General features: G+C 65.0%; 15 protein-coding genes. 5 read left to right on the forward strand and 10 right to left on the reverse strand.

Annotation, left to right across the window (positions count from 1 at the left end; genetic code table 11):
• Positions 1-93: 93 nt before the first annotated feature.
• Positions 94-795, forward strand: coding sequence for a gamma-glutamyl-gamma-aminobutyrate hydrolase family protein (locus XW59_RS09550; RefSeq protein WP_047144721.1), 702 nt, complete (start codon positions 94-96; stop codon positions 793-795).
• A gap of 39 nt (positions 796-834) precedes the next feature.
• On the opposite strand, the gene XW59_RS09555 is transcribed toward XW59_RS09550, so the two are convergent.
• The 9 genes from XW59_RS09555 to moaA form a co-directional block, all read right to left on the reverse strand.
• A complete protein-coding gene (locus XW59_RS09555) occupies positions 835-1,566 on the reverse strand; it encodes a DNA alkylation repair protein (protein ID WP_047144722.1) in 732 nt (243 codons plus the stop codon).
• Positions 1,567-1,570: 4 nt separating this feature from the next.
• Entirely contained in the window at positions 1,571-2,440 is an 870-nt protein-coding gene (locus tag XW59_RS09560; RefSeq protein ID WP_047144723.1) for an NAD(P)-dependent oxidoreductase, read from the reverse strand.
• Between the two features lie 112 nt (positions 2,441-2,552).
• Positions 2,553-3,371, reverse strand: coding sequence for an ABC transporter permease (locus XW59_RS09565; RefSeq protein ID WP_047144724.1), 819 nt, complete (start codon positions 3,369-3,371; stop codon positions 2,553-2,555).
• Positions 3,368-4,081, reverse strand: coding sequence for an ABC transporter permease (locus tag XW59_RS09570; RefSeq protein WP_047144725.1), 714 nt, complete (start codon positions 4,079-4,081; stop codon positions 3,368-3,370). Before XW59_RS09570 ends, XW59_RS09565 begins: the two co-directional genes overlap by 4 nt.
• Positions 4,082-4,296: 215 nt before the next feature.
• Complete coding sequence (locus tag XW59_RS09575) at positions 4,297-5,055, reverse strand: ABC transporter substrate-binding protein (RefSeq protein WP_047144726.1); 759 nt, start codon at positions 5,053-5,055, stop codon at positions 4,297-4,299.
• Positions 5,056-5,213: 158 nt separating this feature from the next.
• Positions 5,214-5,729: a molybdopterin-guanine dinucleotide biosynthesis protein B gene (mobB, locus tag XW59_RS09580; protein ID WP_047144727.1), complete on the reverse strand. Its 516-nt coding sequence runs from the start codon at positions 5,727-5,729 to the stop codon at positions 5,214-5,216.
• A complete protein-coding gene (locus XW59_RS09585; protein WP_137327005.1) occupies positions 5,726-6,931 on the reverse strand; it encodes a multidrug effflux MFS transporter in 1,206 nt (401 codons plus the stop codon). Before XW59_RS09585 ends, mobB begins: the two co-directional genes overlap by 4 nt.
• 79 nt (positions 6,932-7,010) lie before the next feature.
• The gene (locus tag XW59_RS09590; RefSeq protein WP_047144729.1) at positions 7,011-7,931 is read right to left on the reverse strand and encodes a DMT family transporter; all 921 of its coding nucleotides are present in this window, start codon (positions 7,929-7,931) and stop codon (positions 7,011-7,013) included.
• Positions 7,932-8,051: 120 nt separating this feature from the next.
• The gene (gene moaA / locus XW59_RS09595) at positions 8,052-9,059 is read right to left on the reverse strand and encodes a GTP 3',8-cyclase MoaA (protein ID WP_047144730.1); all 1,008 of its coding nucleotides are present in this window, start codon (positions 9,057-9,059) and stop codon (positions 8,052-8,054) included.
• 203 nt (positions 9,060-9,262) lie between these two features.
• Here moaA and XW59_RS09600 point away from each other — a divergent pair, with 203 nt between their 5' ends.
• From XW59_RS09600 to XW59_RS09610, 3 genes are read left to right on the forward strand one after another with little or no spacing between them, the layout of a single operon-like run.
• Positions 9,263-9,616 carry a DUF971 domain-containing protein gene (locus tag XW59_RS09600; RefSeq protein ID WP_047144962.1) on the forward strand — a complete coding sequence of 118 codons (354 nt, stop codon included), beginning with the start codon at positions 9,263-9,265 and terminating at the stop codon, positions 9,614-9,616.
• 2 nt (positions 9,617-9,618) lie between these two features.
• Positions 9,619-10,230, forward strand: coding sequence for a pyridoxamine 5'-phosphate oxidase family protein (locus XW59_RS09605; RefSeq protein ID WP_047144731.1), 612 nt, complete (start codon positions 9,619-9,621; stop codon positions 10,228-10,230).
• Between the two features lie 52 nt (positions 10,231-10,282).
• Positions 10,283-10,603, forward strand: coding sequence for a YnfA family protein (locus XW59_RS09610; protein ID WP_047144732.1), 321 nt, complete (start codon positions 10,283-10,285; stop codon positions 10,601-10,603).
• Between the two features lie 6 nt (positions 10,604-10,609).
• On the opposite strand, the gene XW59_RS09615 is transcribed toward XW59_RS09610, so the two are convergent.
• Complete coding sequence (locus tag XW59_RS09615; RefSeq protein ID WP_047144733.1) at positions 10,610-11,062, reverse strand: MarR family transcriptional regulator; 453 nt, start codon at positions 11,060-11,062, stop codon at positions 10,610-10,612.
• A gap of 47 nt (positions 11,063-11,109) precedes the next feature.
• Here XW59_RS09615 and XW59_RS09620 point away from each other — a divergent pair, with 47 nt between their 5' ends.
• A complete protein-coding gene (locus XW59_RS09620) occupies positions 11,110-12,015 on the forward strand; it encodes an alpha/beta hydrolase (RefSeq protein WP_047144734.1) in 906 nt (301 codons plus the stop codon).
• The last annotated feature ends 10 nt before the right edge of the window (positions 12,016-12,025 follow it).

Consider the following 12,025-nt stretch of genomic DNA (forward strand, 5'->3'; position numbering starts at 1 on the left):
GTATTGCCTGAACGGCGTTGCATATGTGGCCAGTTTGGCGAGTATCGTGCGGCAAGGATTCTTCCGACCTAAACGCCAAGCAGGTGCAAGCACATGAAGCGCAAGCCGATGATCGCCGTGATCATGGATGAAAATACCAGCGCCGGCGGCAATTACTATCAGACGTCGAAGAACTACTTTTCTGCTGTCAGCCGTGCCGGGGGCGCGCCTTTCGGCATCCCCTATCTGCCGGAGCTCGTAGACCAGACGATCGAGCAATTCGATGGGTTCCTGAGCGTCGGCGGGCGGATAGAATTTCCCAGGCCCTGGTACGTTCACGGCGATCAGTCCCGATACCCGACGTCAGATCGCCTGTCCGTCGAGCTGGCGTTGATGGGAGGGTTTCTCGCGCGCAACAAGCCGGTGCTGGGCATCTGCAACGGCATGCAGATGCTCGCATGCCTGAACGGCTGCCGGATGGTTTCGGATGTGCACTCCTCGTGGCCGGACGCTCTCAACCACGATCAGGCCGACTTGCGGCACGAGGTGTTCATCCAGCCCGGCACGAGGATGGCAGATATTTTCGGGAACGAGACATTTAGCGCCAACACCTTTCACCGGGAGGCGATCGTCGAGGCATCGACAGACGTTGTCGTCACCGCCCGCGCGCCGGACGGGGTGATCGAAGGGGTCGAGATACCCTCGCAATCCTTTGCCATGGGCGTGCAGTGGCATCCGGAAAAATTGGCGGCCGAGGACCATGCGGGTCTTCGAATATTCGACGCATTCGTGGACGCCGCGCACGTAAAATCATAGCCGGAAAGTGCGGCCATCCTGCAGGGCGCCGTGTGATTTTCAGTTCGCCGGTTTCCCTGAAACCTTGTTGGCGATCCCTTCGAGGCGCTGCTTCGTCTTTTCCGAGGTGAGGTCGCGTACCGCATCCTTGCCGACCCAGCGTCGGGTCTTGTCTTCCGAGCCCGCCAGTTCGCGCGCGAGGTCCAGCGCGGCGGCGTGAAGGGCGGGCGAGTTCTTGCCGGTCGCTCGCAGCGCCCAGTTGACCGCCTTCTTGACGAAATTGCGCGGATCGTCGGCGTGGCGCTCGATCAGCGGCAGCATGGAAAGCAGCGTTTCCTCGGGCACCTTGTTTCTCGGAACATTCGCCCAGGCGATCATGGCGAACGCCGTGCGGCGCACGAATTCGCGCTCGTCGGCCGCGAATTCCCCGACGAGCTCGCGCCAGAAGGGCGTCGCGACGAACAGGTCCGAGACGCTGTCGACGATGTCCCAAGAGTTGAACTCGTCGGCCCAGCGCCTGCACTGGCCGATCGTCACCTTGCCCGGCTCGTCGGTCATGGCGGCAAGCACGCGCGCCTCGCGAAAGCCGCTTTCCCACAAGGCGAGCGCGCGTTCGTGGTCGCGCTTGACCACCTTGGACATGGCGCGCAGCTCGCCGTGCGGAATGCCGAGCGCGTTTTCCGCGTTGATGCCGTAGCGGGCGAGCCCTGCGCGGTTCTCCCCGGAGGCGAGCGCGTTCAGCCGGCCCAGAATTTCGTCGGCGGTGGAGGCGCGCGAGAGCGCTGCGGTCACGCCGTCATCTCTCCAGGCGCGCGAGCAGCGAAGACGTGTCCCAGCGCTTTCCGCCCATCTCCTGGACTTCCTTGTAGAACTGGTCGACGAGAGCGGCGACGGGAAGCCTGGCGCCGTTGCGGTCGGCTTCCTCGAGGCAGATACGCAGATCCTTGCGCATCCAGTCGACCGCGAAGCCGAAATCATACTTGCCGGCATTCATCGTCTTGTGGCGGTTCTCCATCTGCCACGAGCCGGCCGCGCCCTTGGAGATGACGTCGACGACCTTCTCGATGTCGAGGCCGGCCTTCTTGCCGAAATGGATGCCCTCGGCGAGGCCCTGGACGAGGCCGGCGATGCAGATCTGGTTGATCATCTTGGTGAGCTGGCCGGCGCCGGCCGGCCCCATCAGGCCGACCATGCGGGCAAAGGCGTCGATGACCGGCCCGGCCTTGTCGAAGGTCGCCTGCTCGCCGCCGCACATGACCGTGAGCACGCCGTTCTCGGCGCCGGCCTGGCCGCCGGAAACGGGCGCGTCGAGGAAGGAGAAGCCGCGCTCGCGGGCGGCCGCGTCGAGCTCGCGCGCCACCTCGGCGGAGGCGGTGGTGTTGTCGATGAAGATCGCGCCCTTCTTCATGGCGGAGAAAGCGCCATCGGGGCCCAGCGTCACGGAACGCAGATCGTCGTCATTGCCGACGCAGGAGAAGACGAAGTCCTTGTCCCGCGCGGCCTCGGCCGGTGTCGGGGCGAAGCTTCCGCCGTGCTCCTTCGCCCATTTCCCGGCCTTTTCGGCGGTGCGGTTATAGACCGTGACGTCATGGCCGCCCTTGTTCTTCAGGTGGCCCGCCATCGGGTATCCCATTACGCCAAGTCCGATGAATGCGACCGATGCCATGATCTCTTCCCTTGCTCGCTGTGCGGATGTCGGTTCCGGTCTAAAGCAACATGGATGCGCATGGAATAGCGCTGGCCCTCGATATGGCAGAGCCAGCGGGAAAACCGCCGGATCAGCGCTTCAGATGCTTGATGATGCGGCGCTCGATCCATTCGATGGCATGGCGCAGCGCCTCGACGATCATGAGATAGATGAGCGCCGCCCAGAGATAGGTCTGGAAATCGAAGGTGCGCGAATAGGCGCGCCGCGTCTCGCCCATGAGGTCGTAGACGGTGATGATCGCCACGATCGCCGAGGCCTTGATCATCAGGATGATCTCGTTGCCATAGGGCCGCAGGGCGACGATCATGGCCTGCGGCAGGATGATCTCGCGGAAGGTTCGCAGCTTGTGCAGACCGAGCGAGGCCGCGCCCTCCCACTGGCCTCTCGGCACGCTTTCGACCGCACCACGCAGGATCTCCGCCTGGTAGGCGGCGGTGTTGAGGGTGAAGGCGAGGATGGCGCAGTACCAGGCCTCGCGGAAGAAGGTCCACAGGCCGAGCGCCTCCAATTGTGGCCGGAAGGAGCCGAGGCCGTAATAGATCAGGAAGGCCTGCGCGAGGAGCGGCGTGCCGCGGAAGAAATAGACATAGGCGTAGGCCGGCCAGGCGAGCAGCCTGTTCTTCGACATGCGCGCATAGGCGATGGGGGCGGAAAGCAGCGCGCCCAGCGCGATGGAGATGGTGACGAGCTGGATCGTCACGATCAGGCCGGAGAGGTAGTTCGGGGCGTAGCGCTCGAAGAGCTCCTGGTTCCACGACAAGGCGAGGAAGGCGATCAGTCCGAGGCCGAGGGCCGCCCATATGCCGATGAGGACGGTGCCGACGATCCGCTGCCGGTTCCACGTGCGGGCCGGCGGCGGCGGCCTCTCGACGCTGGCAAGCTCGCTCATCGCGCCAGCTCCGCCCGATGCGTCCGGCGTTCGATCGCGGTAAAGGCGACGGAGGAGATGAGCGCGAGAACGAGATAGAGCAGGCAGGCGACGCCGAAGAAGAGAAAGGCCTGATTGGTGACGCGCGCCGCGATGCCGGCCTGGCGGATGATGTCGGAAAGGCCGATCACCGAGACGAGGGCGGTGTCCTTGAGAAGGATGAGCCAGAGATTGGAAAGGCCGGGCAGCGAGATGCGCACGAGCTGCGGCAGGATGACGAGCCGCATGGTCTGCCGCTTCGACAGGCCGATGGCGTAGCCGCCCTCATATTGCCCCGCCGGGATCGCGCGAAACGCCGAGAGAAAGACTTCGCTCGCATAGGAGGAGAAGACGACGCCGAGCGCCACCATGCCGGCGACGAAGGCGTTGATCTCGATATTCGCGCCGGGACTGAAGAGCGCGACGACGCGCTGCAGGCCGAGCTGCGCGCCATAGAAGACGAGGAACAGCGTCAGCAGTTCGGGAAGGCCTCGGAAGATGGTGGTGTAGATGTTCGCCGCCAGCCGCAGGCTCGGTTCGGCCGACTGCTTGGCAAGAGCGATCACGAAGCCGGCAGCGAGGCCGAGCGGCAGGGTCGCGAGCGCGAGCGACACGGTCACCGCCATGCCCGACGCGATCTCGTCGCCCCAGCCCTGCGCCCCGAAACTGAGCAGCGTCATGTAATCGTTCATCGAATCCTTCCGGCTTCGGTCGGTCGGAGAATTTCGACGGGCAACGCATCGCCGCAAACACGACAGAGGTCGTTTCCGCTCCTAGCCGGAAGCATTGCCGAAGGCCCGTCAAGCCACCCAAGGGGCGGGTCGACAAGGTGCGCGGCCCGCACCTCCCGCTTAGATGCGCCGGCGGGGCGCTGCGCACCCTGCCGGCGGCGATGATTTCTCGCGTCCTATTCGCCGTAGATATCGAACGGGAAGTATTTCTTGTTGATCTCGGCGTATTTGCCGTTTTCACGGATCGCGTCGAGCGCGGTGTTGAGACGGTCGCGCAGCTCGGTGTCGCCCTTGCGGATGGCGATGCCGATCTTGTCGTCACTGCTGACGGGCTCGCCCTTGAACTCGCAGCAGGCGCCGTCGGCGCCGTTGATCCAGTCATACTGGACGCCGAAATCGGCCAGCACGGCATCGACGCGGCCGTTGCCGAGGTCGGCCCAGGCCTCCAGTTGCGAGGGATAGGCCTTGAGGTCGGCGTCGGGGTAGGTCTTTTCGGCGAAGATCGCCGCGATCGTGCCTTCCTGGACGCCGATGGAGATGCTTCCGATCGAGGCCGGGTCGAGCTCGCTGTCCTTCGGCGCGACGAAGACCAGCGAGTTCACGTAGTAGGGGTTGGTGAAATCGACCTGCTGCAGCCTCTCGTCGGTGATCGACATGGAGGCGACGATGGCGTCGAAGCGGTTGGCCTGGAGCGCGGGGATGATGCCGTCCCAATCCTGGGTGACGAATTCGCACTCGGCCTTCATCTCCTCGCACAGCGCGCGGGCGATATCGACGTCGAAGCCCTCGAGCTTGCCGTCCGAGGTCAGGTTGTTGAAGGGCGGGTAGGCGCCCTCCGTGCCGATGCGCAGCTTGTCCTGCGCCTGGGCGGCTCCCACGGTCAGCGCGAGCGCCGCGGCCGAAAGAGCCAGTGTCATGCGAGCGGTGATACGCATATCGTTCCTCTCTGTTGCCTGTGAGGCTTCAGGTTTACCTCCTGAGCCAAGAACAAGTGCCGTCTGTCGTGCACCCTGAGGCCGATATTCCCATTCTTTCTTGTCGAAAAGCAATGGTGAAAGCGCCTCCTGGGGCGCCCCGAAACGCTTCCGCAACGTCAGTCGGAACCGCGCAAGCCCGCGGTTTTCTCCGCGAAATCGGCGATCGCCGAGATGTCGTCGAGATCGAAGACCGGCACCGCCTCGCCGCTCACCGGAAAATCGCTGGCGACCGCCACGATCCGCGGGTCTGTCGCCGACAGGGGGACGGTGTCCTTCGCCTCGCGGCGGCGGGTTTCGATCTTCGCGTGCCCTTCGCGCTTGTAGCCTTCCACGATCACGAGATCGCAAGGCGAAAGCCGGCCGAGGATCTCGTCGAGCTTCGGCTCGTCGTCGCCATGGAGCTCGTGCATCAGCGCCCAGCGGCGGCCGGAGGCGATGGCGACCTCGCTCGCGCCCGCGAGCCGGTGGCGATGGGAATCCGTGCCTTGCCTGTCGATGTCGAAATCGTGATGCGCGTGCTTGACGGTCGAGACCTTCCAGCCGCGCCGGACGAGCTCGCCGACCAGACGTTCGGTGAGCGTCGTCTTGCCGGAATTCTTCCAGCCGGTGATGCCAAGGACGCGTTGCTTCATATGCTGCCTGCCCGGCGTGCCACATGGACAACGTACAAGGAGGCGAAGACCGCCAGCAACGATGAAATGAACATGACCCATAAAAGCGGCGTGGGGCCGCTGGTGGGGGAGAGGAGGGCGCCGGCCACCACCGAAAGTGCCGCGCCGCCGCCGATCTGCAGGGCGCCGCCGAGCCCCGACGCGCTGCCGGCCAGATGCGGCCGCACGCTGACGAGGCCGGCATTGGCATTGGGGAGGGTCATGCCGTTGCCGACGCCGACCAGCGCGACCGGGCCGAAGACGGCGATCGCGTGATGGTAGCCGAAGGCGAAGAGGAGGAGCGATACCGCCATGCCGAGGGCCGCGACGATGTTGCCGGAGAGCATCATCGTGTTGATGCCCAGCCGCCGGGAATATCGGCCCGACAGGAAGTTTCCGAGCATGTAGCCGCAGGACAGGATCGCGAAATAGAGCCCGTATTCGGAAGGACGCAGGCCGAGGATCTGCGTGGCGACGTAAGGACCGCCGCCGAGGAAGGCGAAGAAGGTTCCCGACGCGAAGGCCGCCGTCGCCGTGTAGCCCCAGAAACGCCGCGACCGGAACAGCTCGGGATAGCTGCCGACCTGGGACAGCAGGCTCGCCGAACGGTTGTGGTTGGTCTCGCCCAGGTCGAGATAGACGATGACGAAGGAGAGCATGCCGCATACCAGGATCATGATGAAATTGGCGTGCCAGCCATAGAGCTCGTCGAGAAAGCCGCCGACGACCGGCGCGATCATCGGCACGAGCGCCATGCCCATGGTGATGTAGCCGATCTTGCTGGCGGCCTGGTCGGTGCCGACCGTGTCGCGGACGATGGCGCGCGACAAGACCATGCCGGCGGCCGAGAAGGCCTGGAGCATGCGGGCAAGCAGCAGGAACTCGACCGTCGGCGCGTAGAGCGCGCCGAGCGAGCCGAGGAGAAAGATGCCGAAGCAGGAGAGCATGACCGGGCGGCGGCCGAACCGGTCGGAGGCCGGGCCGATGGCAAGCTGGAGCAGGGCCGTGGCGGCGAGATAGAGCGAGACGGCAAGCTGCATGACGCCGTAGTCGACGTCGAAATGACGCGCCATTCCCGGAAGCGACGGCAGGAACACGTTCATCGCCAACGTGCCGGTGGCGGTCGCGATGACCAGCGTCAGTATGTGCGGCGGCGTCAGGCGGTGGGAAAGGCGATCGGACATCAAACTTCCAGGTGAATCAGCATGTTGTGAAACCTATCTCGATTACCGCTCGAATTCTCCTGGTCAGGCCGCGACGGGCTCAGATGCCGTCGGGCGCCATGGTCGGGCCGGTGCTTTCGGCGGCGGGCTGCCGGCGCCCGACCTTGCGCTCGCGATAGAGCGTGTAGAGGCCCGAGCAGACGATGACGAGCGCGCCGACGACCATCGGCATGTCGGGCACGTCGGAGAAGATGAAATAGCCAAGCAGGATCGCCCAGAACAGCGCCGTATACCGGAACGGCGCAACGAAGGAGATGTCGCCGAGGCGCATGGCCGTGATGATGCACTGGTAGCCCAGGATGAGCAGGGCGGCCGCCGCGACCAGGGAGCCCGTCTCCTGCAAGGTCATCGGCGACCATCCGCCCATCGGAACGATCAGCAGGCCGCCGGCCACGGTGACGGCGGCGGCCGTGACGGTCGAGACCATCAGTGAAGGGATTTCCTGGGGTATGCGTTTGGTGGCGAGGTCGCGGACGGCGCAGAAGACCACTGTGGAGAGCGCCAGCAGCGAGAAGGCGTTGAAGCCCTCGTAGCCGGGACGGATGACGATAAGCACGCCGGCAAAGCCCACCGCGATCGCCAGCCAACGCCGCCACCCCACGGTTTCGCCAAGGAAAAGCGCCGCTCCCATGGTGACGGCGAGCGGCAGGGCCTGCAGGATCGCCGAGACGTTGGCGAGCGGCAGATGGGCGAGCGCCAGAAGGAACGTGATGGTGCCGCCGAGCTCGCCGACGATTCTCAGCGCGATCATCGGATGGGCAAGCCTGCGCGGCGCGCGCAAGGCGCCCTGCGGCAGGGCGAGAACGAGGACCAGCGCCGTAGCGAACAGGCCGCGCACCAGCATTACCTGTCCCTGGTTCATGGAGACCACCAAGGTCTTGGTGATCGCGTCATTGATCGTGAAGCCCGCCATGGAGACGACCATGAACAAGGCTGCACGCATATTCGGTGAGAGGGCCAAAGCGAGCGTTTCCGGAGGTTTTTCACGGGTGTAGCATCCACATGGGAAAGCACAACCGCAATCGAATGGTCCAGAACGACGAATGCGCCGGCAAAAACCCGAAGCCGCGGGATCGGCCGGTCAGCCGCCGGTCACGCTCATGTGGCGGGAAACGGCCGGGCGGCGGGTGCGACGGTCGATGACGAAGTCATGGCCCTTGGGCTTGCGTCCGATGGCCTCGTCGATCGCGGACGAGAGAAGTTCGTTGCCTTCCGAGGCGCGCAGCGGCGCGCGCAGATCGGCGGCGTCCTCCTGGCCGAGGCACATATAGAGCGTGCCGGTGCAGGTGAGGCGGACGCGATTGCAGCTTTCGCAGAAATTATGCGTCATCGGGGTGATGAAGCCGAGCCGTCCGCCGGTCTCCTCGACCTCGACATAGCGGGCCGGGCCGCCGGTCTTGTAGGGAATGTCGGCGAGCGTGAACTGGCGCTCGAGGTCGGCCCTGAGCTTGGACAGCGGCAGGTACTGGTCGGTGCGGTCGGCGTCGATCTCGCCCATCGGCATCGTCTCGATCACCGTCAGATCCATTCCGCGGCCATGCGCCCAGCGCAGCATGTCGGGAATTTCCGCATCGTTGAAGCCCTTGAGCGCCACGGCGTTGAGCTTGACCTTGAGGCCGGCTTCCTGCGCGGCGTCGATGCCGGCCATGACGCGCGAGAAATCGCCCCAGCGGGTGATGGTGCGGAACTTGTCGGCGTCGAGCGTGTCGAGCGAGACATTGATGCGCTTCACGCCGCAGGCGGCGAGCTCCGCGGCGAAGCGATAGAGCTGGGAGCCGTTGGTGGTGAGCGTCAGCTCTTCCAGCGCGCCGCTTTCCAGATGGCGCGAAAGCTCGTGGACGAGGTGCATGATGTTCTTGCGCACCAGCGGCTCGCCGCCGGTCAGCCGCAGCTTCCTGACGCCCTTCTCGATGAAGACGGTGCAGAGCCGGTCGAGCTCCTCCAGGCTCAGAAGATCCTTCTTGGGGAGGAACTTCATGTCTTCCGCCATGCAGTAGGTGCAGCGGAAGTCGCAGCGATCCGTCACGGAAACGCGCAGATAGCTGATGGAGCGCCCGAAGGGATCAATCATGCTGCCGGCAAAGCTCATTCGATCTTTCCGTACCTTTTGCTTTCGCGCTGCCCATGCCGCCAATGTCGGTGGTCCGGCGCCGGGTTTCAAGCCGCTTTTCCATCTTCATAGCATCCGCGGGCGGGCGACCGCAACGCGGCGGACGCGCCGCGCGAATTGAGCCTTTGCAATTCGGCCGATCCGGCGATAGGCCGGTGTCAGGAAAGAAACAGGGTGAAGACATGACCGCTCCCACGGAATTGCGCGTATCGAAGGATCGCCGTCTTCTGAGCGTGACCTTCCCGGGGCACGCGGCTTTCGAACTGCCGGCGGAAATGCTGCGCGTGCTTTCACCGTCCGCCGAGGTGCAGGGACATTCGCCCGAGCAGCGCGTCACGGTTCCCGGCAAGAGGAACGTCGCCATCCTCAAGATCGAGCCGGTCGGAAACTATGCGGTGCGCATAACTTTCGACGACCTTCATGATACCGGAATATTCACGTGGGATTATTTCCACACGCTCGGACATGAGAAGGAAGAGCGCTGGCAAAGCTATCTCGACGAGCTGGCCGAAAAGGGACTGAGCCGGGAACCATGAGCATGACGAAAATCGCGACGGTAGAAGAACTCGAGGAAATTTACGGCAAGCCCGGCGAGGCGTCGCTGGTCAAGGAACTCGACCGCATCATTCCGGAATATGCCGCCTATATCGAGGCTTCGCCCTTTGTCGCGCTCGCAACTTCGGGACCGGAAGGTCTCGACTGCTCGCCGCGGGGCGATCTGGCCGGCTTCGTGCGCATCGATGACGAACGCACGCTGATGATGCCCGACAGGCGCGGCAACAACCGGGTCGATTCGCTGCGCAACATCGTGCGCGACGGCAGGGTGGGGCTGCTCTTCCTGGTGCCGGGCTCGGGCACGACGCTGCGCGTCAACGGGCGGGCGTGGCTATCGACCGATCCGGACCTGCTCGCGAGCTTCGCGGTGGAGGAGAAGGCGCCGCGCTCGGTGATCGTCATCGAGGTGCAGTCCGTGTATTTTCAGTGTGCCCGGGCCATCCACCGCTCGCGACTGTGGAGCGCGGAGGGGCACGTCGATCCGAAAAGCCTGCCGACGCCCGGCCAGATCCTCACCTCGACCAGCCGCCAGCGCATAGACGGCGCTGCATACGACGAGGAGTGGCCGGAACGCGCAAGGAAGACGATGTGGTGACCATGCGCGGCACTGCTGCTTTCGCTCCTGCTGAAGCTGCGATGCGTCGCGGATGAGAAGCGCGCTCGCCTTCGCCGGCGCGGCGCTCGCCGAGATTGCCGGCTGCTATGCGTTCTGGGCCTGGCTCAGGCTCGGCAAATCGGCGCTGTGGCTGGTGCCGGGCGTGGCGTCGCTGGTGCTGTTCGCCTGGCTGCTGACCCTGGTCGACAGCGAGGCCGCCGGGCGCACCTATGCCGCCTATGGCGGCGTCTACATCCTCGCCTCGCTTTTGTGGCTGCGCCTGTTCGAGGGATTTTCGCCGGACCGCTGGGACGTGGTGGGCGCCTCGATCGCTCTCGTCGGCGCGGTGATCATCATCGCCGCGCCGCGATGACGATCCCTAGTCTTCCTTGAGCATCTCCGAGATGCGGCGCATCTGCTCTCCCATCGCGTCGCACTGGGCCGGCGTCGACTGTGCCATGACCCGGTCGATCAGCTCGGTGTAGAGCTTCAGCGCCTCCATCAGCTTCGTCTCGCCGTCCTCGGTGAGGAAGAGGCGCATGACGCGCTTGTCCCTGGCGTCGCCCTCGCGGCGCAGCAGACCCTGACTTTCGAGCTGCGGCAGCAGCATGGTTATGTTCGAGCGGCCGACCAGAAGCCGCCGCGCGAGATCGTGCTGCGACATGCCCGGATGGCGATAGAGGTTCATGAGGACGTCGAGCTGGCCGATCTTCAGATCGAGCGTGGCCAGCGAGCGCGTCAGCTCGCGCACAACGGCCTTCTCCGCGCGCACCAGCGCGATCCAGTTCTTGAAACGGGGATTGTCCCAGGGAAGGGCTTGTTTGTTGTTCATGTTTGAACTATCTTGTTCAAACTTGAACAAATTCAAGGGCCGCAATCATGGCGACTTTCGGTTTCCAGGTCATTCGCAGCATCTTCTCCGTTGCCGAACATTTCGCGCCGCGGCTTTCCGGCCGCGCCGCCTTCGCCCTCTTCTGCCGTACCGCCGATCCAAATCGGGTTTCGGGCAAGGAAGCAAGCATGATCGCCGATGCCGCAGCCTTCATGGCCGAGGCGCGCCACCACTGCCTCACCACCAATTACGGCAGGGTCACGGCGCATGATTTCCGCCCCGCCGCCGAGGGCGCGCCGCGCGCGCTCGTCATCCACGGCTGGGGCTCGCGCACCGAACATATGCGGCGCGTCGTCGAAAGCCTTCGCGACGAAGGGTTTCGCGTGATCTCGCTCGACCTTCCCGGTCACGGTGCGTCGTCCGGCCGCTATCTCAACATGGCCGTCGCGGTAGCCGCGGTGCACGCCACGGCGCAGTGGCTGGGTCCGTTCCAGGCGGTCGTCGGGCATTCCTTCGGCGGCGCGGTGGCCGTGAATGCCGCGGCCGGTTCCGTCAGGGGTTTCGATCCAATATCCGCGCAGCGGCTGGTGCTGATCGCCTCGCCGAGCTCGATGCCGGCGCTCTTCGAGGATTTCGGCCGTTTCCTCAAGCTCGGGCCGCGCACGCAGACCGCGCTTGCCGAGCGGGTGCAGGTGGTCGCCGGCCGGCCGCTGGAGGATTATGTCGCCGCGACGCAACTGCGCGAACTCGGCATACCGACGCTCGTCGTCCACGCACCGGACGACAAGGAGATTTCCTTCGAGAATGCGCGCCAGTTCGAGGATGCCGGCCGTCACGTGCGCCTGATGCGGGCGCCGGGCAGGGGGCATCGCCGCATACTTGCGGACGGCGAGGTGACTGCGGCGGTTGCCGCCTTCGCGGCGGAACCCGCCGCGCGCGCCAACGCCGCGTGAGCTGCCGCGC

Origin of the sequence: Aquamicrobium sp. LC103, from assembly GCF_001014615.2 — a bacterium.
Lineage (GTDB): Bacteria > Pseudomonadota > Alphaproteobacteria > Rhizobiales > Rhizobiaceae > LBCQ02.

Excerpts from the sequence above, each read along its gene's own strand:
- XW59_RS09565 (WP_047144724.1), bottom strand. The coding sequence starts at position 3,371 with ATGAGCGAGCTTGCCAGCGTCGAGAGGCCGCCGCCGCCGGCCCGCACG.
- XW59_RS09585 (WP_137327005.1), bottom strand. The coding sequence starts at position 6,931 with ATGTCCGATCGCCTTTCCCACCGCCTGACGCCGCCGCACATACTGACG.
- moaA (WP_047144730.1), bottom strand. The coding sequence starts at position 9,059 with ATGAGCTTTGCCGGCAGCATGATTGATCCCTTCGGGCGCTCCATCAGC.
- XW59_RS09570 (WP_047144725.1), bottom strand. The coding sequence starts at position 4,081 with ATGAACGATTACATGACGCTGCTCAGTTTCGGGGCGCAGGGCTGGGGC.
- XW59_RS09600 (WP_047144962.1), top strand. The coding sequence starts at position 9,263 with ATGACCGCTCCCACGGAATTGCGCGTATCGAAGGATCGCCGTCTTCTG.
- XW59_RS09615 (WP_047144733.1), bottom strand. The coding sequence starts at position 11,062 with ATGAACAACAAACAAGCCCTTCCCTGGGACAATCCCCGTTTCAAGAAC.
- mobB (WP_047144727.1), bottom strand. The coding sequence starts at position 5,729 with ATGAAGCAACGCGTCCTTGGCATCACCGGCTGGAAGAATTCCGGCAAG.
- XW59_RS09575 (WP_047144726.1), bottom strand. The coding sequence starts at position 5,055 with ATGCGTATCACCGCTCGCATGACACTGGCTCTTTCGGCCGCGGCGCTC.
- XW59_RS09605 (WP_047144731.1), top strand. The coding sequence starts at position 9,619 with ATGACGAAAATCGCGACGGTAGAAGAACTCGAGGAAATTTACGGCAAG.
- XW59_RS09560 (WP_047144723.1), bottom strand. The coding sequence starts at position 2,440 with ATGGCATCGGTCGCATTCATCGGACTTGGCGTAATGGGATACCCGATG.
- XW59_RS09620 (WP_047144734.1), top strand. The coding sequence starts at position 11,110 with ATGGCGACTTTCGGTTTCCAGGTCATTCGCAGCATCTTCTCCGTTGCC.
- XW59_RS09550 (WP_047144721.1), top strand. The coding sequence starts at position 94 with ATGAAGCGCAAGCCGATGATCGCCGTGATCATGGATGAAAATACCAGC.
- XW59_RS09610 (WP_047144732.1), top strand. The coding sequence starts at position 10,283 with ATGAGAAGCGCGCTCGCCTTCGCCGGCGCGGCGCTCGCCGAGATTGCC.